Genomic DNA, 21616 nt, shown 5'->3' on the forward strand with positions numbered 1-21616 from the left:
GTGTGTTCTTCTCCCTGGCTTGGTTCGGATCTCCCTCTCTCTCCCCTTTCTCGCGGGGCTGTTGGGCGGGCCCCCGCCCCCCCCCCCTCATGGCAACCCCCCCCCCCCCCCCCGCCCCCCCCCCGGGGCCGAGGGGGCGGGCGGCGCGGCCGCGGCCGGCGGAGATCTGGTGGGCGAACGTGCCGTACGAGGACCGTGACGGTGCGAAGGACCGGCCGTGTCTGGTGCTTTCGGTGCGCGGGCGGCGGGTGCTGGTCGCGAAGATCACCAGCCGGTACCGGGACGAGCGGGCCGGGGTGGTCACGCTGCCGCCGGGCTCGGTCGGAGACGCGCGGGGGCGGACGAGCTTCCTGGAGACGGACGAGTTGCGGGAGGTTCCCCTGGGGGACTTCCGGCGCCGGGTGGGTGTGGTGGACCCGGCCCTGTGGGACCAGGTCCGTCACCTCGCGTCGTAGGGAACGTCGTGCGGAACGTCGTGGGGAATCCCGGCGAGCCCCGTCAGGCCCAGAGCTGGCCCTGGAGGGTGTCGATGGCTTCCTCGGTGGTGGCTGCCGTGTAGACGCCGGTGGAGAGGTACTTCCAGCCGCCGTCGGCGACGACGAACACGATGTCCGCGCTCTCGCCGGCCTTCACCGCCTTGTTGCCGACGCCGATCGCGGCGTGCAGGGCGGCGCCGGTGGAGACGCCCGCGAAGATGCCCTCCTGCTGGAGGAGCTCGCGGGTGCGGGTGACCGCGTCGGCGGAGCCGACCGAGAAGCGGGTGGTGAGCACGGAGGCGTCGTACAGCTCGGGTACGAAGCCCTCGTCGAGGTTGCGCAGGCCGTAGACCAGGTCGTCGTAGCGCGGTTCGGCGGCGACGATCTTCACGTCCGGCTTGTTCTCGCGCAGGTAGCGGCCGACGCCCATGAGGGTGCCGGTGGTGCCGAGGCCGGCCACGAAGTGGGTGACGGAGGGCAGGTCGGCGAGGATCTCCGGGCCGGTGCCGGCGTAGTGGGCGCCGGCGTTGTCGGGGTTGCCGTACTGGTAGAGCATCACCCAGTCGGGGTGCTCGGCGGAGAGTTCCTTGGCGACCCGTACGGCGGTGTTGGAGCCGCCCGCGGCCGGCGAGGAGATGATCTCCGCGCCCCACATGGCGAGCAGGTCGCGACGCTCCTGCGAGGTGTTCTCGGGCATGACGCAGACGATGCGGTAGCCCTTGAGCTTGGCGGCCATGGCGAGCGAGATGCCGGTGTTGCCGCTGGTCGGTTCGAGGATCGTGCAGCCCTTGGTGAGGCGGCCGTCCTTCTCGGCCTGCTCGATCATGTGGAGCGCGGGGCGGTCCTTGATCGAGCCGGTCGGGTTGCGGTCCTCCAGCTTGGCCCATACGCGGACGTCGTCGGACGGCGAGAGCCGCGGCAGGCGCACCAGGGGGGTGTTGCCCACCGCGGCCAGCGGGGAGTCGTAGCGCATCGCCGATCAGGCCATACCGCCGGCGACGGCCGGCAGGATCGTGATGCTGTCGCCGTCGGTCAGCTTGGTGTCGATGCCGTCGAGGAAGCGGACGTCCTCGTCGTTCAGGTAGACGTTGACGAAGCGGCGGAGCTGGTCCCCGTTCGCCTTGTCGATGAGTCGGTCCTGGATGCCCGTGTGCCGGGTCTCGAGGTCGGCGAAGAGCTGGGCGAGGGTGTCCCCGGTGCCCTCCACGGCCTTCTGGCCGTCGGTGTACTGGCGGAGGATGGTCGGGATGCGGACCTCGATGGCCATGGCTGAGGGCTCCTGTCGGAAGGTGTCGTGGGTTCGGTGGGGCGCGCGGTGGCGCGCGGCAGCCCGCCGCGGCTCACGGCCGTACGGCGGCAGCGGAGATCAACAGATGGCGCTGTTCAGCCTGCACAGGTCGACGTGCAGGCGTGCCACGAGCAGCGTGCCCGGCGCCTTTTCGCTCACGTCGAGAAGAACCATGGGCTCATCGTATCGATTCCCGGTCCGGCTTTCGGAGTGTGATCTCACGTGATGGACTCATTCCGTCCGCCATGCGGTATCAGTAGGCGTTCACGACCTTGACCTCCTCCTCCGTCACCTCTCCGTCCAGGATCCGGAACGACCGGAACTGGAATTCGCCGGCGCTGTCGGTGTCCGCCGTGGAGACCAGGACGTAGTGGGCTCCGGGCTCGTTGGCGTAGGTGATGTCGGTGCGGGAGGGGTGGGCCTCGGTTGCGGTGTGGGAGTGGTAGATGATCACCGGCTCCTCGTCGCGGTCGTCCATCTCCCGGTAGAGCTTGAGCAGGTCCTGCGAGTCGAACTCGTAGAAGGTCGGCGAGCGGGCGGCGTTGAGCATCGGGATGAACCGCTCGGGGCGGCCCTCGCCCACGGGACCGGCCACCACGCCGCACGCCTCGTCGGGGTGGTCCTCGCGCGCGTGGGCGACGATCTGGTCGTACAGGGCCTGTGTGATGGTCAGCATGCGGCCAGCATAAGCAGAAGGACCGGTCCGTACCGGTGGGTGGTACGGACCGGTCCATATGCCGGACGTCTTGAGCGGTGGCGGTCGGGGACACCGCGAGGGTTCCCGGTTGCCGGACGTCCTGGGTGCGCGTGAACGCGCTGGTCAGCCGATCTTTTCGAGCTCCGGCTCGCCGGGCCGGTCGGTGATCTCCGGGTTGCGGGCCTTGAGCACCGCCCAGCCGATGCCGAGGGCGGCGGCCCAGCCGGCCATCACGTACAGGCAGACGCGGGCGTCGGCGTCGTAGGCGATGAGGCAGGTGACGAAGAGGAGGAAGGCGATGGCGATGTAGGAGCAGACCGAGCCGCCCGGGGCGGGGAAGGAGGAGGCGGGCAGGCGGCCCGCGACGACCTTGCGGCGGTAGAGGACGTGGCTGATCAGGATCATCAGCCACGTCCAGATGCCGGCGGCGGTGGCGATGGAGGTGACGTAGCCGAAGGCCTTCTCGGGGACGACGTAGTTCAGTACGACGCCGATGCCCATGAAGACCACCGAGACGCCGATGCCGATGGCCGGGGTCTTGGTCGACGACAGTTTGTTGAAGATCCTCGGGGCCTCGCCGTTGTCCGCGAGGGTGCGCAGCATGCGGCCCGTGGAGTACATACCGGAGTTGCAGGACGACAGGGCGGCGGTGAGGACGACGAAGTTGACGATGCCGGCGCCGGCCGGGATGCCGATGACGGTGAAGGCCTCCACGAAGGGGCTGACGCCCTCGGCGAACTCGGTCCACTTGACCACGGCCAGGATGACGGTGAGGGCGCCGACGTAGAAGAGGGCGATGCGCCAGGGCAGGGTGTTGATCGCCTTGGGGAGGGTCTTCTCCGGGTTCTCCGACTCGCCGGCGGTGACGCCGACCAGTTCGACGGCGAGGTAGGCGAACATGACGCCCTGGAGGGTCATCAGGGAGGAGCCGATGCCCTTGGGGAAGAAGCCGTCGAAGGCCCACAGGTTGGAGACGGCGGCGGTGTCGCCGGCCTGGCTGAAGCCGAGGGTGAGCACGCCGATGCCGATCACGATCATGCCGATGATGGCGGTGACCTTGACCATCGAGAACCAGAACTCGATCTCGCCGAACAGCTTCACCGAGATCAGGTTGGCCACGAACAGCAGGACCAGGAAGACGAGGGCGGACACCCACTGCGGGATGTCGGGGAACCAGTAGTGGATGTAGATGGCGGCGGCGGTGAGTTCCGCCATGCCGGTGACCACCCACATCAGCCAGTACGTCCAGCCGGTGAAGTACCCGAAGAAGGGACCGAGGAACTCGCGCGAGTACTCGGCGAAGGAGCCGGAGACGGGGCGGTAGAGCAGGAGCTCGCCGAGGGCCCGCATGATGAAGAAGATGATCACGCCCGCGAGGGCGTACATGAGGATGATGCTGGGGCCGGCCTTGGCGATGTTCGCCCCGGCGCCGAGGAAGAGGCCGACGCCGATGGCGCCGCCGATCGCGATCATCTGGACCTGGCGGCTGTTGAGTCCGCGCTCGTAGCCCTCTTCGGGGGCCTTCTCCGTGTCGACCTGCGCAGAGGTCATGTGTGATGCGCCTTTCTCCATGCCGACCCGGGCCTCGACTCGGCCTCGGATCGGGTCTCGATCCCCCCGGATGATGGAGCTGAGCGGGCCTCACGTCCCGCTCGGTGCCTGGCCGGCGGTCCGCCGGCTCGGTGGCGCACCCGGTCGAACATTCGGGTGGTGTTCGCCGGGCGGTCGTGAAGATTTACCACGGTGGCGTCACTGATCACAGGGGCGGACTGTGACGTGTCACACGGACAGAAGCAGACAAAGGGCGCCCCTGCGGTGCAAAAAAGGGCGCCGGTTCGACGGGATCGTTATCCGGATTTGAATCTCCGCTGAGCGGTGTCGTCCCCGCGTGCGCGGAACGCGGACGTACCGTCCCGTTCAGGGCATCAGGGCATCAGGGCATCAGGGTCGCGACGAGCGTCTCCTGGAGTCCGCCGAGCCACAGGTAGGCCATCACCATCGGCTTGCGGGGGTCCTCGTCCGGGAGCCGGTAGAGCAGGTCGGTGTCGTGCTCGTCGGCGATCTCCAGCCGGGAGCCGATCGCGAGGCGCAGGTCGTTCAGGGCGCTCAGCCACTGCCGGGACTCCTCGGCCGACAGCTTCAGCACCGCCCCTTCCTCGCCCGCGGCCGCCGAGGAGAGGGCGTCCAGGGTGCGGATCACCGCGAGCGCGTTCTCCCGCTTGCCGGCCCTGAGGTCGTTCTCGGTGTAGCGGCGGAACTCGGCGGAGTGCGCCCGCTGCTCCTCGGCCTCCCTGGCCTGCGGGGTGCCCTCGGGGTCGCCGTAGGCGTCCGGGAACAGGCGCCGCAGCACCGGGTCGGAGGGCGGCTCGCTCGGGCCCTCGGCGAAGAGCTCGGCGAGCGGGTCGTCGGAGGCGTCCTCGGCGGGGCCGGGGCCGATCAGCTCCAGGAGCTGCACGGCCAGGGACCGGATGATGGAGATCTCGACGTCGTCGAGGGCGACGGCCGCGCCGCCGCCGGGGAGCGGTTCGAACTGTCCTGGCATGGAGGTGATTCAGCTACTTCCGTCCTGCGGGCGGGCGTGGGTCATTTCCGGTCCTGCTGGAGGGTGGCCCACAGGCCGTAGCCGTGCATGGCCTGCACATCCCGTTCCATCTCCTCGCGGGAGCCACTGGAGACGACCGCCCGGCCCTTGTGATGGACGTCCATCATGAGCTTGGTGGCCTTGTCCTTCGAGTAGCCGAAGTACGACTGGAAGACGTACGTCACGTAGCTCATGAGGTTGACGGGATCGTTGTGGACGATCGTCACCCAGGGCACGTCGGGCTCGGGTACGGCGAAGACCTCCTCCGCCGACTCGGTCTTCTCGATCTCCATGGGTGCGGCTGCCGTCACATGGCCCATGCTGCCACCACAGGGGGGCACTCGCACAAACGGGCCTGTGGCCGGCACCACGCTCCCACAAATCGTCAGACTGACGAAATGGGGGTACGATCCCGGTCATGCTGCACACGCCGGGGGACAGCCCCCGGGCCCCCGGCCTGCTCGGGGGTGCCCGGAAAGCCATAGCTAGGAGAGTTCGGTGGACGTAGCGGACCTTGGGCTGCCGGTGGACGTTCCCTCGACGGCGCTCTTCACGGACCAGTACGAGCTGACCATGCTCCGAGCCGCCCTGCGGGCGGGTACGGCCGAGCGGCGGAGCGTCTTCGAGGTGTTCACCCGCCGGCTTCCCGACGGGCGCCGTTACGGCGTCGTGGCGGGCACCGGGCGGGTGCTGGACGCGGTGGAGAACTTCCGCTTCGACGCGGGCGTCCTGCGCTTCCTGCGCGAGCGGGGCATCGTCGACGAGCAGACCCTGGACTGGCTCGCCGGGTACCGCTTCAGCGGCGACATCTGGGGCTACCCCGAGGGCGAGGTGTACTTCCCGGGCTCGCCGATCATGCGGGTAGAGGGGACCTTCGGCGAGTGCGTGCTGCTGGAGACGGTGATCCTCTCCATCCTCAACCACGACTCGGCGATCGCCGCCGCCGCCTCCCGGATGTCCTCGGCCGCCGGGGACCGCCCGCTGATCGAGATGGGCGCCCGCCGCACCCACGAGCTGGCCGCGGTGGCCGCCGCCCGCGCCGCCTACGTCGGCGGCTTCGCGACCACCTCCGACCTGGCCGCCGGCTTCCGCTACAACATCCCCACCGTCGGCACCTCCGCCCACGCCTTCACCCTGCTCCACGACAACGAGCGCGACGCCTTCCGGGCCCAGGTGGACGCGCTCGGCCGGGACACCACGCTGCTGGTGGACACCTACGACGTCGCCGAGGCCGTCCGTACGGCCGTGGAGATCGCCGGGCCCGAGCTGGGCGCCGTGCGCATCGACTCCGGCGACCTGCTGCTGGTCGCCCACCGGGTGCGGCAGCAGCTGGACGAGCTCGGCGCCACGGAGACGAAGATAGTCGTCACCTCGGACCTGGACGAGTACGCCATCGCCTCGCTGGCGGCGGCGCCCGTGGACGCGTACGGCGTCGGCACCCAGCTGGTGACCGGGTCCGGGCACCCGACGGCCTCGATGGTCTACAAGCTGGTCGCCCGCGCCGAGTCCGGCGGTTCCACCGGCGAGGGAGCGCCGCTGGTGCCGGTGGCGAAGAAGTCCAGCGGCGGCAAGACCTCGGTCGGCGGACGCAAGTGGGCCGCCCGGCGGCTGGACGCCCACGGCTACGCCGAGGCCGAGGTGGTCGGCACCGGACCGGTGCCCGCCGACCTCGCCGGCCGGCAGCTTCTCGTCGAGCTGGTCAAGGGCGGTGAGGTCGTGGCCCGTGAGCCGCTGGACGCCGCCCGGGACCGGCACGCGGCCGCCCGCGCCAACCTCCCGCTGTCCGCCACCCAGCTCTCCCGAGGGGAACCCGTCATTCCGACGGAGTACGTGCACGGGGGCTCGGGTAGCTAAAGCTGGTGCCCCCGATACGGGGCGCGCCCGCTGTCCCCCGATCCCCGGCATCTCCCCCGTCCCTCCCCCTTCCTCCACATCCCCTCCACACGACCTCTCCCCCGCCCCACAGTCGCCCCAGCCGAAGGACACCGACCATGCGCCGCGCCTTGATCGTCGTAGACGTGCAGAACGACTTCTGCGAGGGAGGCAGCCTCGCGGTGTCCGGCGGTGCCGACGTGGCCGCCGCCATCACCGAGCTGATCGGGCAGGCGCCCGCCGGCTACCGCCACGTCGTGGCCACCCGCGACCACCACGTCGCACCGGGCGGCCACTTCGCCGACAACCCCGACTACGTCCACTCCTGGCCGGCGCACTGCGTCGCCGGCACCGAGGGCGTCGGCTTCCACCCGAACTTCGCCCCCGCCGTGGCCTCCGGCGCGATAGACGCCGTCTTCGACAAGGGGGCGTACGCGGCGGCCTACAGCGGCTTCGAGGGCACCGACGAGAACGGCACGTCCCTCGGCGACTGGCTGCGGACCCGGAAGATCGACGAGGTCGACGTCGTGGGCATCGCCACCGACCACTGCGTACGGGCCACCGCCCTGGACGCCGCGCGCGAGGGCTTCCGTACGCAGGTGCTGCTCGACCTGACCGCCGGGGTGGCCGCGGAGACCACCGAGCGGGCGCTGGAGGAACTGCGGGAGGCGGGAGTGGAGCTGTCCGGGAAGCCGGTCGTCCAGTAGCGGGCGCCGCCGGGCGTCCGCCGCCGCGCGTGCGCTGCCCCGGCGCCCGTCCCGCGCCCTGGGGCGGTTCGCCTCACTTCTGGGCCGTCGGGCGTCTGATCAGGGCCCGGATGGGGTGCCACAGCTCCTGGACCAGGTCCGGACCGCCCAAGGCGCCGGCCACCGGCGCCGTGCGCCATATGAGGCCGTCCGGATGGTGCAGGACCGCCGTGACCTCGTCCGGGGTCGGCGGTGCGGCGTTGCCCCGCAGGTAGACCGCGCGCAGGCCCAGGTTGCGCAGCCTGGTCAGGGCGCGCGCCCGGTTGAGCGCGTGGACGAGGACGCGCACGCTGCCCTCGGGGGCGGCGGGGCTCGGCAGGTTCAGTGCCACCACCACCGTGCCGTTCGGCAGCTTGCAGAAGCCTCCTGCGGCCATGCGGTCATACCCCCGTGTCAGCCGGCGTCGGTGCGGGTGTCAGTAAGAGAACCACAGGACGCACCTAAACACGGATCGGCGGCGACCCGCCAGGGGCCACCGCCGATCATGCCTTGACCTGGGCAGATGCTATTTACCTGCCCGCAGGACCGACCTCGAGCTCGATCGTCGAGCCGTTCTTGGCCTCCTTGAGGATCTCGATCTTCGTGTTGGTGTCAGTGATCCTGACACCGCCGGTCGGGTTCGACTCGTCGTAGTAGTCGTTGGTGCGGTCGTTGAAGACCGGCACTCCCTTGGAGCCGGGGATCCAGGTCGCCACGTCGCCCTTGTGCAGGGTCATGCCGTCCGTGCGGTAGCGGCTGAACGGCGCGTCGTACGTCTGGACGCGGTTGCGCATCAGCGTGCCGTCGGAGTACTTCAGCGCGGTCGGGTGGGAGTCGACCGGGAGGAGCAGGCCGGTGCCCGGGTGCTGGCTGGTGTTGTTGTCCGCCTGGGAGGTGTCCCACTTCCAGATCAGCAGGCCGTTCTGGTACGCGTAGTGCTCCACCCAGTTCGGGCGCGACGTGAAGCCGAAGTTGTACGGGCCGGTCTTCAGCGTCTTGTCGTACGACACGTACTGCCGGTTCTCGGCGATGTAGTACTGCGCGTAGTCCTTGGTGAAGGACGCGCCGACGCGGGTGAAGCCGTCGGCCGTCCAGGCGGCGTCCGCGCTCTCGGCGTTGTCGGAGAAGAGCGTCTCGCCGTCGGCCGTCACCGTGATCGCGTCGGCCGCGAAGCCCTTCTGGGCCACGCCGCCGTCGGTCTGGTAGCGGAAGCGCAGGTCGATCTTCTTCCCGGCGTACGCGTCCAGCGGGTAGGCGAGCTTGCCGTAGGCCTCGACGGTGGCGCTCAGGGCCGGCTTGCCGCTGCCGTCGCGCTCGATCGGCCGGCCGTCGAAGGTGCCGTCCAGGGCGGCCCAGTTGGCGCCGCCGTCGGTGGACACCTCGGCGTAGAGGTAGTCGTAGTTGGCCTCGATGTCGTACCAGCCGTCGAGGGTGAGGGAGGCCGACGTCCTTCCGGTCAGGTCGACGCCGCGGGCGAGCGTGTTCTTCAGGTTGTCACCGCTGCCGCTCCACCACTGGGTCTGGCCCTCGGCGGGGGTGACGATCTCGGTGGTGACCGCCTTCTTCGGCAGCTCGACGACCAGCGCCTGCTTGTGCTTGGTGTTGTACTCGGCGACGCCCAGCTTGTGCCAGGAGTTGACGCCCGCCTTGGCGGTGTCGTAGTTCAGCCAGCCCAGCTGGAGCTTGTCCCAGGCGGTCATGTCGCCGGGGAGGTCGCCGATCTCGTTGCGTCCGGTGCCCAGCCACGAGCCGGACGACATCAGCGTCCAGAAGCCGGTGGAGTTGTCGCCGCCGGCCGTGTCGTAGTGGTCCGGCAGGCCGAGGTCGTGGCCGTACTCGTGGGCGTAGACGCCGAGTCCGCCGTTCTCCGGCTGGATGGTGTAGTCGCCGACCCAGACGCCGGTGGAGCCGATCTGCGCGCCGCCGAGCTTGTTGTCGCCCGGGCCGGTGGCACCGGCGTCGGTGCCGAAGGCGTACCAGCGGTGGGCCCAGATCGCGTCGGTGCCCTGGGCGCCGCCGCCCGCGGACTCGTCCTCGCCGGCGTGCACGATCTGGAAGTGGTCGATGTAGCCGTCGGGCTCGTTGAAGTCGCCGTCGCCGTCGAAGTCGTAGCGGTCCCACTCGTCGAAGCGGGCGACGTCCGCCTTGATCTGGGCGTCGGTGCGGCCGGCCGCCTTCTGCTGCTCGACCCAGGCGGTCAGGCCGTCGCTGACGACGTTCCACACACTCGGGCAGTTGGTGTCGCCGCAGTCGTTGTTGCCGTAGCGGGCCTCGTTGTAGGGGACCTTGACCCAGTCGGAGACCTCGCCCTCGACCGAGTAGCGACCGGAGGACTGCTTCTCGTAGTACGTCTTGACCGAGTTGACGCCCTTGCCGGAACCGAAGTACAGGTCCTGGAAGTGCTGCTGGTCGTAGTCGGCCTTCCAGGCCGTGGAGTTGTCCGTCGTGCGGTCCGGCTTGGCTATCCGGTTGTGCAGCGGGCCCGGGTCGCCGCCGTAGCGGCTGTCCACCTTGTCGCCGAACTCGACCAGGATGGTGAAGATCTTGTCGGTCTTCTCCCGGCCCAGCTCGACGTACTTGGCGTCGCCCTTTTTGCTCTTGAGCTGGACGACGTTGGAGCCGTCCTTCTTCTTCACCGAGGCCTTGCCGGATATGACCTGGTTCAGCGCCTCCTCGCGCTGGGCCTCCTGAGTGTCACTCATGGGGCCCTTGAGGTCATGGGAGTGCATGCCCTTCGCGGGATGCGGGTCGTGGCGGTCCACGGCCTCCGGCCGGGCGGGCGAGTCCGCCTGCGCCACGCCGGCCGCGGAGAGCGTGGCGGTGGCGGCGGCGAGTGCGACGGTGGTCGCCGCCGTTCTGAACGTCCAGGATCTGCTGGTCACTTGAGTTCCTCCCCCGCGTGCACGCGCGCGGATGGGGGGACAAGGACAGGGCAGGTCCGCGCACACGTGATCAACGCGTGTAGTCAAGTGACGACATTTGACTAGAGGTTCACCGGAAAAGACAGCCCTTGACTTGCGCAGGACAAGTGCACTATGCGGAGTCGGCGTTCGCTTTACGGACACCGAACCGTGACCGACATGGCCGTCGTGGCCGCCTCGGACCGTCGGCGTGGCCGTCGTGGCGTCCCCCGACGGGCGCGCGAGACCGTCCACTTCCCGGACGCCATGAATCCGTGCGCCCCCTGTGCATCGGCCCTGTCGGTTAGGTCACGCTTACTGCCGGTTCCACTCGGGCACACAGCGGGTTAGAGTCGCTTGGCGGAATGCCCGGGAGCCGGCGGAATGCCAGGCCGACGACCCGTCACACCCCAGATTGTCTTCCGAGGACACGATGGCCATGCCCCGTCCGACTGCCTCACAGTTCGCCTACGGTTCGTGCACGGTGATCATCTCGACGCTCGCCATGCTGCTGCTGTCACAGACGAGTTCGGGCCCCGGAATCGCCGTCATCGCCGTCGCGGCGCTGGCCCTCGGGCTGTTGGTCGCCATGACGGTGCCCCGGCCCGGGACGCGGAGGGTGACCACCGTGCCGGCGAGCAGGCCGGCCGCTGCCCAGGAACCGGTGCCGGCGGCACGGGTCTCCGCGGGCGCGGGCGAGCCGGCCCGAGGCCGCGCCGCCTGACACCTTTACCGGGACCTCAACGGGCACTGACCACCACCGTCTTGGCAGCCTTGTCGTGCAGGCCCTGCTTGTAGGGCCGGTCGAAGAAGCTCCAGCCACCGGCGATGACCGTCCAGACACAGGCGCAGCAGAAGGCGAACGGGACCCACAGCACCAAGGCGCGGATCAGTGACGTCTGCACCGAGGGTGTGGCGCCGTCGTCCAGGTTGGCCACCCGCAGTCCGAGCCACTTCTTGCCGAGGGTCTGACCCGTCTTGGCGGTCATGTAAGTGTCGTAGGCGATGTAGAGCACCGCGGCGATCAGGGACTGCCAGAAGGAGTTGCCGACCGAGATGTTCTCGCCGTCCACCTGGTACTCCTGGACGTTGAAGGCCCAGCTGAGCAACCAGACCACGATGCCCACGAGGATCATGTCGATGATCCGGGCGAGTGTGCGCTTCGCGCTGTCGGCGAGCGGAGCCATGCCGGCCAGCGGATCGGTGGGGTAGGAACCGCCACCGTACGGATCACCGCCGTAGGGGCCGCCGCCGGGAGGCGGAGCACCGTAGGGACCGCCGCCGCCAGGAGGCGGAGCACCGTAGGGACCGCCGCTCCCGGGAGGCGGGGGCGCGCTGCCGCCGTACGGCGGGGGCTGGCCGGCGCCGCCGTGCGGGGGCGGGTTGTCGTACGGCGATCCCGTCCCGCCCCCGCCGGGGCCGGGGTCCGGCCCGGGGGACGAGGGGCGCTTCCTGAACGGGTCGTCTTCCGGCGGCTGCCCGCCGGAGCCGGGGGGCGGTTCGCTGCTCATGGCCCGAGTCGACCGCGAACCCCCGGGCGGCGCACCCGGCGAGCCGCCGTCCGGAGTACGGGCGCCTCCGGCGGCGGCGCCGGGACGGGCGGCGGCACGGGCCGCGTGACACGGGCTGGAGGGCGCGGGCCGGGGCAGGGTGAGCCGCGGGCCGCAGGCGGCGCGTGTCTGCGGCGGTGACGCGTCGGGGCGGGCGGCCGAGACGGGCGTTCGCCGCCGGGCCCACCACTGCCGCGCCGGCCGAGCGGCAGTGCGGGCCGCCGCACGGCCGGTGCGTGCCATGCGCGGCCGGGGGCGGCGTCGGCCCCCGGGTCAGCCGGCTACGAAGGTGCGGGCCGCCTTGTCGTGCCAGCACTGGTGCCACGGGCGGTCGAACAGGCACCAGGCGACGCCGACCACACCGACGGCCAGGAGGCCGGGGACGCTGTAGACCAGCCAGCGGCGCAGGGCCGCGCCGAAGGACGGGGGCTCGTGGGCCTCGATGTCCCGTACCTCCAGGCCGAGCAGCTTCTTGCCCAGGGTCCGGCCCCACTTGGCGGTGGGCAGCGCCTCGTAGACGACGCCGAAGAGCAGCAGGACGGCGAGCACGATGCCCAGGTACACGGACGTCGTGCCGTCGAGCAGCCACACCGTGACGGTCTCGCCGGAGAGCTTCGCCTCGTCGATCTTGTCGTTGACGTGGTCGATCCCCTTGACACCGAGGGGTACGGCGGCCGCCGCGGTGACGCACGCGAGGACGACGGTGTCGATCAGCCGGGCGGCCAGGCGCTTGCCGAGCCCGGCGGGGCGGGCCGCCGCCTGGCGCCGGGCGGCAGCCTGGAACACGTCCTCGACCGGCGGTTTCCAGGGCGCGACGGGCTGCTCGTCACCACCGGCGCCCGCGAGCCGGTGCACCTGCTGCGCCCAGGAGGACTGCCCTCCACCGGGTCCGGACGCGACCGGGGCGGAGGCGGCGGGCTGCTGGGGCGAGGCGGCCGGCTGCGGCACGGCGGCGGCCTGGTGCGGGAGGGCCGAGCCGACCGGCCCGACCGGACTGCCCTGGCCGGTCGGGCCGGTGGGGCCGGTGGGGCCGGTGGGGCCTCCAGTCTGCTGCGGGCCGGAGAGGGCCGTGGGGGTGGCGGCCGCCGGGGGTTGCGCGGCGGCTCGGCCGGCGGCGGCCTTCCCGGCACCGAAGCCGGGGCCGGAACCGCGGCCGGAGCCGGAGCCGCCCGCGGCGTCGGCGCGCGAGGAGAGCGCGCGGAAGGTCATGGTGCCGTCGTCGCCTGCGCCGTCCGGGGCCGGGGCGCCCTGGCCCCCTGCCGTCGGGCGCCGGAAGACGAAGGTACTGCCCGACCCGGCCTCCTCCGCCCCGCCCGCGGACGCGGCCCCCGCCGAGGCGTCCGCCCGCGCGGCACGGGCGTCCTCGACCCGCGCGGGCCGGCCCTCGGCGGATCCGGCGTCGGCAGGCCGGTCACCGCCCGCGGGACCCGCGGCGCCGGACCGGGCGCCGCTCGGCGCCTGCGCACCGGCACCGGAACCGTTGCCGGCGTCGGCACCGGCGTGCCGCCCCCCGGGGGCCTGTCCGTCCCGAGCGCCGCCGCCGGTCCTCGCACCGGGGATGCCGCCCGCGGCGGCGGGACCGGCCTCGGCCGCCGCTCCCCCGGCCGTTCCCGCACCCCGGGCGTGCGGGACCCTCGGGTCCGTGCCCTGGGCGGGGCCCGGCCAGGCGACGCGCTGGTTCGGGTCACCGGCGAAGCCGGACTGGTGGGAGCGGTCGGCGCCCCAGGCCGTCGCGGGTTCCGGGCGGCTGCCGTGCGGGGACGCGGCGGCGGGCGGGTCCCTGACCGGGTCCTCGTCGAAGAAGTGCGGGCCGGTCTCCTCGACGGAGTGCCGCACGCCGGGCGGAGGCGCGAGCGGCTCGCCGTCCTTGGGGGCGGGCCGGCTCGTGCCCGGCACCCAGGAGGCGCCGTTCCAGTACCGGACATATCCAGGAATGGACGGGTCCGGGTAATACCCTTCGCGGGGCCTGTCGTCGCCGGGGGCCGGGGTTGGGGCGCTCATGTCCGTCGTCCCGTATCTGCTCGGGGGTTGATATGGGGGCTCAACATCTATCAGACGGGCGCAATCCGCACCGCCGGTCCCGCAGGACCCACCCCTTTCCGGGCAACCTCGTGCATGGATCTTCACTCCGGGGACAGAGGTGGGAGAAAAGTTCCGCGAACCCGCGTAACGCTCGCGGCCCCCGCCGCTCTCACTCGTGCGGGCCCGCTCCAGGCGGCCCGTGCGGACCCGTACGAGAGAGGACACCCCGGCCATGCGCCCCCACCCGACCGTCGTGGAACGCGAGCTGGAGCTGCGGCTCATCCTGTCGCCCGAGCGCGGCGTCCCGGTACCGGCCCTGCTCGGCTACCACACCGACGACCCGTACGCCGTCCACATCACCTTCCACCTCGGCTCGGTGCGGCCGGTGCGCTGGACGTTCGCCCGCGACCTGCTGGTGGAGGGGGTGTTCCGGCCGTGCGGGCACGGGGACGTGCGGGTGTGGCCGTCCAAGGCTCAGGGCCGCGGCGTCGTGCTGATCGCGCTGAGCAGCCCCGACGGGGACGCCCTCCTGGAGGCGCCCACGGCACAGGTGTCGGCCTGGCTGGAGCGGACCCTGCGGGCGGTGCCGCCGGGCACCGAGGACGGGCAGTCCGGCATCGACGACGGGCTGGCCGAGCTGCTCGCCCGGTGAGGGGCGGCACGGCACACGGAACACCGCGCCGGAGCGGCTCGCCGCGTCTCAGAAGAGCTTGCCGGGGTTGAGGATGCCCAGCGGGTCGAAGGCCTGCTTGACCGACCGCTGCATCTCCAGGCCCACCGGGCCGATCTCCCGTGCCAGCCACTCCTTCTTCAGGACGCCCACGCCGTGCTCGCCGGTGATGGTGCCGCCGAGTTCCAGGCCGAGGGCCATGATCTCGTCGAAGGACTCGCGGGCGCGCCGGGACTCGTCGGGGTCCGCGGCGTCGAAGCAGACGGTGGGGTGGGTGTTGCCGTCGCCCGCGTGGGCGCAGACGCCGATGGTGAGGCCGTACTTCGCCGCGACGCGTTCGATGCCCTCCAGCATGTCGCCGAGCCGCGAGCGGGGCACGCACACGTCGTCGATCATCGTCGTGCCCTTGACGGCTTCGAGGGCGGTGAGGGACAGGCGGCGGGCCTGGAGGAGGAGTTCGGACTCGGCCGCGTCGTCGGCGGGGACCACCTGCGTGGCACCGGCGGCCTCGCACAGCGCGCCGACGGCGGCGAGGTCGGCGGCCGGGTCGGCGGTGTCGAAGGCGGCCAGCAGCAGCGCCTCGGTGGTCTCCGGCAGACCCATGTGGGCGAGGTCGTTGACCGCCTTGACGGTCGTACGGTCCATCAGTTCGAGGAGGGACGGCACGTGCCCGCCCTCCATGATCCGGCAGATCGCGTCGCAGGCGTCGGACGCGGAGGCGAACTCGGCGGCCAGCACCAGCTGCTCGGGCGGCTTGGGGCGCAGGGCGAGGACGGCCCGCACGACGATGCCGAGGGAGCCCTCGGAGCCGACGAACAGGCGGGTGAGGTCGTACCCGGCGACGCCCTTGGCGGTGCGGCGGCCGGTGGACATCAGGCGGCCGTCGGCGAGGACGACGTCGAGGCCGAGGACGTACTCGGCGGTCACCCCGTACTTGACGCAGCACAGGCCGCCGGAGGCGGTGCCGATGTTGCCGCCGATGGTGCACGTCTCCCAGCTGGAGGGGTCGGGAGGGTAGTACAGGCCGTGTTCGTTCACCGCGCGGGAGAGGGTGGCGTTGACGACGCCCGGTTCGACGACGGCGACGCGGTCGACCGGGTTGATCTCCAGGATGCGGTCCATCCTGGTCAGGGAGAGCACGACGCAGCCGTCGGTGGCGTTGGCCGCGCCGGACAGGCCGGTGCGGGCGCCCTGCGGGACGACGGGGACGCGCAGCTCGGTGGCGGTGCGCATGACGTGCTGGACGTCCTCCACGGTGCGCGGCAGGACGACCACGGCGGGGGCGCCGGCCGGGCAGAAGCTCGCCATGTCGTTGGCGTAGGAGGCGGTGACGTCGGGGTCGGTGAGGACGGCCTCCGCGGGGAGGCCGGCGAGCAGCCGGTCGACGAGCGTGCCGGAGACCACGGCGGCCTGATCCGCCGTCGCCGGGTCTACCGTCGCCGGGTCCACCGTCGCCGGGTCCGTCGCGGCCGGTTCCGCCGTGGCCGGTTCCGCCGTGGCTGCGTCGTCTTCGTCGCGAGGCGCTTCGATACGGCTCATGATCACAGGTTGGCACTCGGGGCCATCGGTGTGAACCCCGTCGACGGCATCCTCCGCAAGCCCGAGTGTGCTTGTCGTATGGGCGCACAGTAGGCGTCATGCAGATCGAACACGGGCGGCGAGCCCGCCGCCGCCGGGTGCTGATCGCCTCCGGCGCCGGGGCGGCCGTACTCGGCGGGGTCCTGGTGCTGCTGCCCCGGGGCGCGGGTGACGCGCCCCCGCCCGCGCCGGGGCCGGCGGCGCTGGCGCGGGGCGCGGTGACCACGGGCGCGCCGGCCGCGCTGGGGGACCTGGCGGTGCTGATCGGCGACCGGGAGAAGCATCTGCGGGCGCATCCGCTGGACGGGTCGTCGTGGGCGGTGCTGGGAGCGGCGTACGTCGAGCGGGGCCGCCGGACGGCGGACACCGCGAACTGGCCGAAGGCCGAGAAGGCGCTGCGCACCTCGCTGAAGGTCGGGGCGGAGCGCAATCCGCAGGCCCTGGAGGGGCTGGCGGCGCTGGCGGTGGCGCGGCGGGACTTCCCGGCGGCGAAGAAGTGGGGGGAGAGCGCGGTGAAGGCGGCGCCGAAGCGGTGGACGGCGCACGCGGTGCTGATCGACGCGTACACGGGGCTCGGCGACCAGGAGGGCGTGGGGCGGGCCCTGGACAAGGTGCTGGAGCTGCGTCCGGACACGCCCGCCGTGGGCGCGCGGGCCGCGGCGGTCTACCGGGACCGGGGCTGGCGGGAGGACGCGGCGGCCCGGATCTCGGACGCGGCGGCGGCCGCCGGGACACCGGCCGAGCGGGCGGCGTATCTGGAGCAGGCGGGGCGGCTGGCTTTCGAGCGCGGGGACCGCCAGGAGGCGCTGCGGTTCTTCCAGGAGGCGCTGCGCACCGACCCCGACCAGCGGGCCGCGCAGGCCGGGCAGGGGCGGGCGCTGGCGGCGCTGGGCCGGACGACGGACGCGCTGTCGGCGTACCAGGCGGCGCTCGTCAAGCGTCCCGGTCCGGAGTACGCCCTGGAGCTGGGCGAGCTGTACGAGTCGCTGGGCCTCGGGCAGGCCGCGCGGGTCCAGTACGACCTGCTGCGGGAGCGGGTGCGGGCGGCCGAGGCGGCCGGGGGCGACGAGCAGCTGGTGCTGGGCCGGTTCGAGGCGGACCACGGGGACCCGGCGTCGGCGGTGCGGAGGCTGCGGACCGAGTGGGGGCGGCAGCCGGGGACCGCGGTGGCCGACGCGCTGGGCTGGGCGCTGCACCGGGCCGGTGAGCACGGGGAGGCGCTGGAGTTCGCGACGATCGCGACGGACGGCGACAAGGGCGGCGGGGTGCGCAGCGCGCTGTACGTGTTCCACCGGGGGGTGATCGAGAAGGAGCTGGGGCGGTACGGGCCCGCGCGGCGGCATCTGCGGGAGGCGCTGATGATCAACCCGTACTTCTCGCCGCTGTGGGCGCCCGAGGCGGAGCGGGCGCTGGCGGAGCTGGGCGAGCCCTCCGTGGAGGACCCGCCCGCCTGAGCTCTGCCTTCGCAGAGCTGATGTCAGAGGTTGCCGCGCTTGGCCTGCTCGCGTTCGATCGCCTCGAACAGGGCCTTGAAGTTGCCCTTGCCGAAGCCCATCGAGCCGTGCCGTTCGATGAGCTCGAAGAAGACGGTCGGGCGGTCCTGGACCGGCTTGGTGAAGATCTGCAGCAGGTAGCCGTCCTCGTCGCGGTCGACGAGGATCTTCAGCTCGCGCAGCGTCTCGACGGGGACGCGCGTCTCGCCCGCCCACTCGCCGAGCGTGTCGTAGTACGAGTCGGGCGTGTCCAGGAACCGGACGCCGTTCGCCTTCATCGTGCGCACGGTCTGGACGATGTCGTTGGTGTTCAGCGCGATGTGCTGGACGCCCGCGCCGCCGTAGAACTCCAGGTACTCGTCGATCTGGGACTTCTTCTTGGCGACGGCGGGCTCGTTGATCGGGAACTTGACCTTGAGGGTGCCGTCGGCGACGACCTTGGACATCAGCGCGCTGTACTCGGTGGCGATGTCGTCGCCCACGAACTCCTTCATGTTCGTGAAGCCCATGACCTTGTTGTAGAAGCCGACCCATTCGTTCATGCGGCCGAGTTCGACGTTGCCGACGCAGTGGTCCACGGCCTGGAAGGTGCGGTGCGCGGGCGGCTCGACCATCGGCTCGGCGGCGGCGTAGCCGGGCAGGTAGGGGCCGTCGTAGCCGGTGCGCTCGACGAGGGTGTGGCGGGTCTCGCCGTACGTGGCGATGGCGGCGAGGACGACGGTGCCGTGCTCGTCCTTGACCTCGTACGGCTCGGCGAGCGAGCGGGCGCCGTGCTCGACGGCGTAGGCGTGGGCGGCGCGCGCGTCCGGGACCTCGATGGCGAGGTCGACGACGCCGTCGCCGTGCTCGGCCACGTGCCGGGTGAGGAACTCGCCCCACTCGGTGGCCGGCTTGATGACGGAGGTGAGGACGAAGCGGGCGGAGCCGTTCTCCAGGACGTAGCTCGCGGTCTCGCGGCTGCCGTTCTCCGGTCCGGAGTAGGCGACCAGCCGCATGCCGAAGGCGGTGGAGTAGTAGTGCGCCGCCTGCTTGGCGTTGCCCACGGCGAAGACGACCGCGTCCATTCCCTTGACCGGGAAGGGGTCGGCCTGCCGGGCGGTGTCGGGAGTGTGGTGTGTGGTCTGCGTCATAGCCGCAGCGTCCCCCGCGTCTGCAAGGTGCGCAATAGTTCGCGCGTTCACTGGGCAACCTGCCCAGTGACACGCCGGTGAGGGCGGGCGATCTGTACAGGATGACCAGCCGAGGGGGACGGGAATGGCGATCGACCGACTGGACGGGCGGATCATCGGGCTGCTGGCGCGGGAACCGCGGATCGGGGTACTGGAGATGTCCCGGCGACTCGGGGTGGCGCGCGGCACCGCGCAGGCGCGCCTCGACCGGCTTCAGTCGAACGGAGTCATCCGCGGATTCGGTCCCGAGGTGGACCCGGCGGCGCTCGGCTACCCGGTGACCGCGTTCGCGACGCTGGAGATCCGGCAGGGCCAAGGGGCCGACGTACGGGCCCACTTGGCGACCGTGCCGGAGGTGCTGGAGCTGCACACCACCACCGGCACGGGGGACATGCTGTGCCGGCTGGTGGCCCGCTCGAACGCCGATCTCCAGCGGGTGATCGACCGGGTCGTCGGTTTTGATGGCATCGTCCGGGCCGCCACGGCGATCGTCATGGAGAACCCCGTTCCGCTGCGGATCATCCCGCTGGTGGAGCAGGCGGCCCGCGACAACGGCAGCAACGACTGAGACCGGCCGACCCGGAGGTGAGCGCACGTGAACTTCTGGGAGTTCCTGGGCAGCCGCCACCAGCAGCTGCTCACCGACGCCTACCAGCACGCCAGCGCGGTGTTCCAGTGCATGGTCGTCGCGACGCTGCTCGGAGTGCTGATCGGCGTCGCCACCTACCGCAGCGAGTGGGCGGGGAACCTGGCGACCCTGACCACGTCGACCATCCTGACCATCCCGTCGCTGGCCATGATCGGCCTGCTCATCCCGGTGGTGGGCCTCGGTGTGCCGCCGACGGTGACCGCGCTGGTCCTGTACGGGCTGCTGCCCATCGTGCGCAACGCGATCGTCGGTCTGCGCGGGGTCGACCCGGCGCTGGTGGACGCGGCCAAGGGCATCGGGATGTCGCGTCCGGCCCGGCTGCTGAAGGTGGAGCTGCCGCTGGCCTGGCCGCCGATCCTCACCGGGATCCGGGTCTCGACGCAGATGCTGATGGGCATCGCCGCGATCGCCGCCTACGCCTCCGGCCCGGGGCTCGGCAACGAGATCTTCCGCGGGATCGCCTCGCTGGGCAGCAAGAACGCGCTCAACCAGGTCCTCGCGGGCACGCTCGGGATCATCGTCCTGGCGCTGCTGTTCGACGCCGCGTACGTCCTGCTCGGACGGCTGACCATTCCCAGGGGGATCCGTGTCTGAGACAGGAGGGTCCATGTCCGGGACAGGGGGATCCAGGCCCGAGGCAGGAGGATCCATGTCCGGGAACAGTCAGGGCGCCACCACCGGGGCGACCATCGAGCTGGACTGCCTCACCAAGCGCTACCCCGGCAACCCGCAGCCGGCCGTCGACAACGTGTCGATGGAGATCGGGGCGGGCGAGACGGTGATCTTCGTCGGCCCCTCGGGGTGCGGGAAGTCCACCACCCTGAAGATGATCAACCGGCTGATCGAGCCCAGCGGAGGACGCATCCGCATCAACGGCGAGGACGTCACCGACATCGACCCGGTGAAGCTGCGCCGCAAGGTCGGCTACGCGATCCAGGCGTCCGGTCTCTTCCCGCACATGACCGTCGCCCAGAACATCGCGCTGGTGCCGAAGATGATCGGCTGGTCGAAGGCGCGGATCCGGTCGCGGGTGGAGGAGATGCTCGACCTGGTGGGGCTGGACGCCGGGGAGTTCCACGGCCGCTATCCGCGCCAGCTGTCCGGCGGCCAGCAGCAGCGGGTGGGCGTGGCGCGGGCGCTGGCGGCCGATCCGCCGGTGCTGCTGATGGACGAGCCGTTCGGCGCGGTGGACCCGATCACCCGGGACCACCTCCAGGACGAGCTGATCCGGCTCCAGCGCGAGCTGCACAAGACGATCGTGTTCGTCACCCACGACTTCGACGAGGCGATCAAACTGGGCGACCGGATCGCCGTACTGCGCGAGCGCTCCCACATCGCGCAGTTCGACACCCCGGAGGCCATCCTCACCAACCCGGCGGACGACTTCGTCTCCGGTTTCGTGGGCGCCGGGGCGGCGCTGAAGCGGCTGAACCTGACCCGCGTGCGGGACGTGGGGGTCACCGACTACCCGACGGTGACCGTGGAGGACCCGCTCCAGCACATCTTCGACCGGCTCCGGGCGGCCGGCACCAACGAGATCCTGCTCCTCGACCGACGCGGGCGGCCGTACAAGTGGCTCAGGCGCGGTGACCTGATGCGGGCCAAGGGTTCGCTGGCGCGGGCCGGGACGCTGGTGCACGACACGGTGACCGGGGACGCGACGCTGCGGGACGCGCTGGAGGCGGTGCTCACCGACAACGCGGGGCGGGTCGCGGTCACCGGGCGGCGCGGCCAGTACGAGGGTGTCGTCGACATGGAGACGCTGATGAACTCCGTGCACGAGCTGCTGGAGGCCGACCGGCTGGACGCGCTGGAGCACCAGCACGACCTGGAGGAGGCCCGGGCCGACCAGACCCATGCCGAGCAGGAGGGCTTCGGAGGGGACGGGACCAAGGCGTGAGCACCTCTTCTTCCGGACCCTCCGGTCCCTCCGGATCCTCCGGCCC

General features: G+C 71.6%; 22 protein-coding genes. 9 read left to right on the top strand and 13 right to left on the bottom strand.

Features of this window, described 5'->3' with window-relative positions; genetic code table 11:
• Positions 1-14: 14 nt before the first annotated feature.
• Positions 15-455 carry a type II toxin-antitoxin system PemK/MazF family toxin gene (locus ACZ7G3_RS07315; protein WP_470923994.1) on the top strand — a complete coding sequence of 147 codons (441 nt, stop codon included), beginning with the start codon at positions 15-17 and terminating at the stop codon, positions 453-455.
• Between the two features lie 43 nt (positions 456-498).
• On the opposite strand, the gene ACZ7G3_RS07320 is transcribed toward ACZ7G3_RS07315, so the two are convergent.
• From ACZ7G3_RS07320 to clpS, 7 genes are all read right to left on the bottom strand, one after another.
• Positions 499-1449 carry a PLP-dependent cysteine synthase family protein gene (locus ACZ7G3_RS07320; protein WP_470923855.1) on the bottom strand — a complete coding sequence of 317 codons (951 nt, stop codon included), beginning with the start codon at positions 1447-1449 and terminating at the stop codon, positions 499-501.
• 6 nt (positions 1450-1455) lie between these two features.
• On the bottom strand, positions 1456-1743 hold the full coding sequence (locus tag ACZ7G3_RS07325) for a MoaD/ThiS family protein (RefSeq protein WP_426601238.1): 288 nt from the start codon (positions 1741-1743) through the stop codon (positions 1456-1458).
• Positions 1744-1842: 99 nt separating this feature from the next.
• On the bottom strand, positions 1843-1938 hold the full coding sequence (locus ACZ7G3_RS07330) for a putative leader peptide (protein ID WP_310873142.1): 96 nt from the start codon (positions 1936-1938) through the stop codon (positions 1843-1845).
• Positions 1939-2017: 79 nt separating this feature from the next.
• On the bottom strand, positions 2018-2440 hold the full coding sequence (locus tag ACZ7G3_RS07335) for a M67 family metallopeptidase (protein ID WP_470923857.1): 423 nt from the start codon (positions 2438-2440) through the stop codon (positions 2018-2020).
• A gap of 144 nt (positions 2441-2584) precedes the next feature.
• Complete coding sequence (locus ACZ7G3_RS07340; RefSeq protein ID WP_470923859.1) at positions 2585-4012, bottom strand: amino acid permease; 1428 nt, start codon at positions 4010-4012, stop codon at positions 2585-2587.
• 382 nt (positions 4013-4394) lie between these two features.
• Positions 4395-5003 (bottom strand): DUF2017 domain-containing protein, encoded by a 609-nt coding sequence (locus tag ACZ7G3_RS07345; RefSeq protein WP_426601241.1) that lies wholly within the window; start codon positions 5001-5003, stop codon positions 4395-4397.
• A 41-nt stretch (positions 5004-5044) separates the two neighbouring features.
• Positions 5045-5362, bottom strand: a complete 318-nt coding sequence (gene clpS / locus ACZ7G3_RS07350; protein ID WP_073723603.1) for an ATP-dependent Clp protease adapter ClpS — start codon at positions 5360-5362, stop codon at positions 5045-5047.
• Positions 5363-5540: 178 nt separating this feature from the next.
• Between clpS and ACZ7G3_RS07355 the strand changes: the two genes are divergently transcribed.
• Together ACZ7G3_RS07355 and ACZ7G3_RS07360 are read left to right on the top strand one after the other, a co-directional pair.
• Positions 5541-6896 carry a nicotinate phosphoribosyltransferase gene (locus tag ACZ7G3_RS07355; protein ID WP_426601242.1) on the top strand — a complete coding sequence of 452 codons (1356 nt, stop codon included), beginning with the start codon at positions 5541-5543 and terminating at the stop codon, positions 6894-6896.
• A 137-nt stretch (positions 6897-7033) separates the two neighbouring features.
• Positions 7034-7621 (top strand): nicotinamidase, encoded by a 588-nt coding sequence (locus ACZ7G3_RS07360; protein ID WP_426601243.1) that lies wholly within the window; start codon positions 7034-7036, stop codon positions 7619-7621.
• Positions 7622-7694: 73 nt separating this feature from the next.
• Here the strand turns inward: ACZ7G3_RS07360 and ACZ7G3_RS07365 are convergent, their stop codons facing one another.
• Complete coding sequence (locus ACZ7G3_RS07365) at positions 7695-8036, bottom strand: hypothetical protein (RefSeq protein ID WP_470923862.1); 342 nt, start codon at positions 8034-8036, stop codon at positions 7695-7697.
• 133 nt (positions 8037-8169) lie between these two features.
• Entirely contained in the window at positions 8170-10521 is a 2352-nt protein-coding gene (locus ACZ7G3_RS07370) for an immune inhibitor A domain-containing protein (protein WP_470923864.1), read from the bottom strand.
• Between the two features lie 457 nt (positions 10522-10978).
• Here ACZ7G3_RS07370 and ACZ7G3_RS07375 point away from each other — a divergent pair, with 457 nt between their 5' ends.
• A complete protein-coding gene (locus ACZ7G3_RS07375) occupies positions 10979-11263 on the top strand; it encodes a hypothetical protein (RefSeq protein ID WP_426601246.1) in 285 nt (94 codons plus the stop codon).
• A 16-nt stretch (positions 11264-11279) separates the two neighbouring features.
• Here ACZ7G3_RS07375 and ACZ7G3_RS07380 read toward each other — a convergent pair whose 3' ends face one another.
• Together ACZ7G3_RS07380 and ACZ7G3_RS07385 are read right to left on the bottom strand one after the other, a co-directional pair.
• Positions 11280-12050: an RDD family protein gene (locus tag ACZ7G3_RS07380; RefSeq protein WP_470923866.1), complete on the bottom strand. Its 771-nt coding sequence runs from the start codon at positions 12048-12050 to the stop codon at positions 11280-11282.
• A 312-nt stretch (positions 12051-12362) separates the two neighbouring features.
• Complete coding sequence (locus ACZ7G3_RS07385) at positions 12363-14090, bottom strand: RDD family protein (RefSeq protein WP_470923868.1); 1728 nt, start codon at positions 14088-14090, stop codon at positions 12363-12365.
• Between the two features lie 253 nt (positions 14091-14343).
• On the opposite strand from ACZ7G3_RS07385, the gene ACZ7G3_RS07390 reads away from it, so the two are divergent.
• A complete protein-coding gene (locus tag ACZ7G3_RS07390; RefSeq protein WP_470923870.1) occupies positions 14344-14763 on the top strand; it encodes an SsgA family sporulation/cell division regulator in 420 nt (139 codons plus the stop codon).
• Positions 14764-14811: 48 nt separating this feature from the next.
• On the opposite strand, the gene ACZ7G3_RS07395 is transcribed toward ACZ7G3_RS07390, so the two are convergent.
• Positions 14812-16320 carry an FAD-binding oxidoreductase gene (locus ACZ7G3_RS07395; RefSeq protein WP_470923871.1) on the bottom strand — a complete coding sequence of 503 codons (1509 nt, stop codon included), beginning with the start codon at positions 16318-16320 and terminating at the stop codon, positions 14812-14814.
• Positions 16321-16418: 98 nt separating this feature from the next.
• On the opposite strand from ACZ7G3_RS07395, the gene ACZ7G3_RS07400 reads away from it, so the two are divergent.
• The gene (locus ACZ7G3_RS07400) at positions 16419-17813 is read left to right on the top strand and encodes a tetratricopeptide repeat protein (protein WP_470923873.1); all 1395 of its coding nucleotides are present in this window, start codon (positions 16419-16421) and stop codon (positions 17811-17813) included.
• A gap of 23 nt (positions 17814-17836) precedes the next feature.
• Here ACZ7G3_RS07400 and hppD read toward each other — a convergent pair whose 3' ends face one another.
• Positions 17837-18982: a 4-hydroxyphenylpyruvate dioxygenase gene (gene hppD / locus ACZ7G3_RS07405; protein ID WP_470923875.1), complete on the bottom strand. Its 1146-nt coding sequence runs from the start codon at positions 18980-18982 to the stop codon at positions 17837-17839.
• Positions 18983-19106: 124 nt separating this feature from the next.
• On the opposite strand from hppD, the gene ACZ7G3_RS07410 reads away from it, so the two are divergent.
• Genes ACZ7G3_RS07410 through ACZ7G3_RS07420 form a run of 3 tightly spaced genes read left to right on the top strand, consistent with a single transcriptional unit; the run spans position 19107 to position 21570 of the window.
• Positions 19107-19589 (top strand): Lrp/AsnC family transcriptional regulator, encoded by a 483-nt coding sequence (locus tag ACZ7G3_RS07410; RefSeq protein WP_426602361.1) that lies wholly within the window; start codon positions 19107-19109, stop codon positions 19587-19589.
• Between the two features lie 27 nt (positions 19590-19616).
• Positions 19617-20264: an ABC transporter permease gene (locus ACZ7G3_RS07415; RefSeq protein WP_470923877.1), complete on the top strand. Its 648-nt coding sequence runs from the start codon at positions 19617-19619 to the stop codon at positions 20262-20264.
• A gap of 55 nt (positions 20265-20319) precedes the next feature.
• Positions 20320-21570, top strand: a complete 1251-nt coding sequence (locus tag ACZ7G3_RS07420; RefSeq protein ID WP_426602359.1) for a betaine/proline/choline family ABC transporter ATP-binding protein — start codon at positions 20320-20322, stop codon at positions 21568-21570.
• The last annotated feature ends 46 nt before the right edge of the window (positions 21571-21616 follow it).

The organism is Streptomyces sp. NPDC037271, assembly GCF_055603605.1.

Coding starts and splice junctions, on each gene's coding strand:
- ACZ7G3_RS07375 (WP_426601246.1), top strand. CDS start 10,979: ATGCCCCGTCCGACTGCCTCACAGTTCGCCTACGGTTCGTGCACGGTG.
- ACZ7G3_RS07325 (WP_426601238.1), bottom strand. CDS start 1,743: ATGGCCATCGAGGTCCGCATCCCGACCATCCTCCGCCAGTACACCGAC.
- ACZ7G3_RS07420 (WP_426602359.1), top strand. CDS start 20,320: ATGTCCGGGAACAGTCAGGGCGCCACCACCGGGGCGACCATCGAGCTG.
- ACZ7G3_RS07335 (WP_470923857.1), bottom strand. CDS start 2,440: ATGCTGACCATCACACAGGCCCTGTACGACCAGATCGTCGCCCACGCG.
- ACZ7G3_RS07380 (WP_470923866.1), bottom strand. CDS start 12,050: ATGAGCAGCGAACCGCCCCCCGGCTCCGGCGGGCAGCCGCCGGAAGAC.
- clpS (WP_073723603.1), bottom strand. CDS start 5,362: ATGGGCCATGTGACGGCAGCCGCACCCATGGAGATCGAGAAGACCGAG.
- ACZ7G3_RS07320 (WP_470923855.1), bottom strand. CDS start 1,449: ATGCGCTACGACTCCCCGCTGGCCGCGGTGGGCAACACCCCCCTGGTG.
- ACZ7G3_RS07400 (WP_470923873.1), top strand. CDS start 16,419: ATGCAGATCGAACACGGGCGGCGAGCCCGCCGCCGCCGGGTGCTGATC.
- ACZ7G3_RS07360 (WP_426601243.1), top strand. CDS start 7,034: ATGCGCCGCGCCTTGATCGTCGTAGACGTGCAGAACGACTTCTGCGAG.
- ACZ7G3_RS07395 (WP_470923871.1), bottom strand. CDS start 16,320: ATGAGCCGTATCGAAGCGCCTCGCGACGAAGACGACGCAGCCACGGCG.
- ACZ7G3_RS07330 (WP_310873142.1), bottom strand. CDS start 1,938: ATGGTTCTTCTCGACGTGAGCGAAAAGGCGCCGGGCACGCTGCTCGTG.
- ACZ7G3_RS07410 (WP_426602361.1), top strand. CDS start 19,107: ATGGCGATCGACCGACTGGACGGGCGGATCATCGGGCTGCTGGCGCGG.
- ACZ7G3_RS07385 (WP_470923868.1), bottom strand. CDS start 14,090: ATGAGCGCCCCAACCCCGGCCCCCGGCGACGACAGGCCCCGCGAAGGG.
- ACZ7G3_RS07345 (WP_426601241.1), bottom strand. CDS start 5,003: ATGCCAGGACAGTTCGAACCGCTCCCCGGCGGCGGCGCGGCCGTCGCC.
- ACZ7G3_RS07365 (WP_470923862.1), bottom strand. CDS start 8,036: ATGGCCGCAGGAGGCTTCTGCAAGCTGCCGAACGGCACGGTGGTGGTG.
- ACZ7G3_RS07340 (WP_470923859.1), bottom strand. CDS start 4,012: ATGACCTCTGCGCAGGTCGACACGGAGAAGGCCCCCGAAGAGGGCTAC.
- hppD (WP_470923875.1), bottom strand. CDS start 18,982: ATGACGCAGACCACACACCACACTCCCGACACCGCCCGGCAGGCCGAC.
- ACZ7G3_RS07390 (WP_470923870.1), top strand. CDS start 14,344: ATGCGCCCCCACCCGACCGTCGTGGAACGCGAGCTGGAGCTGCGGCTC.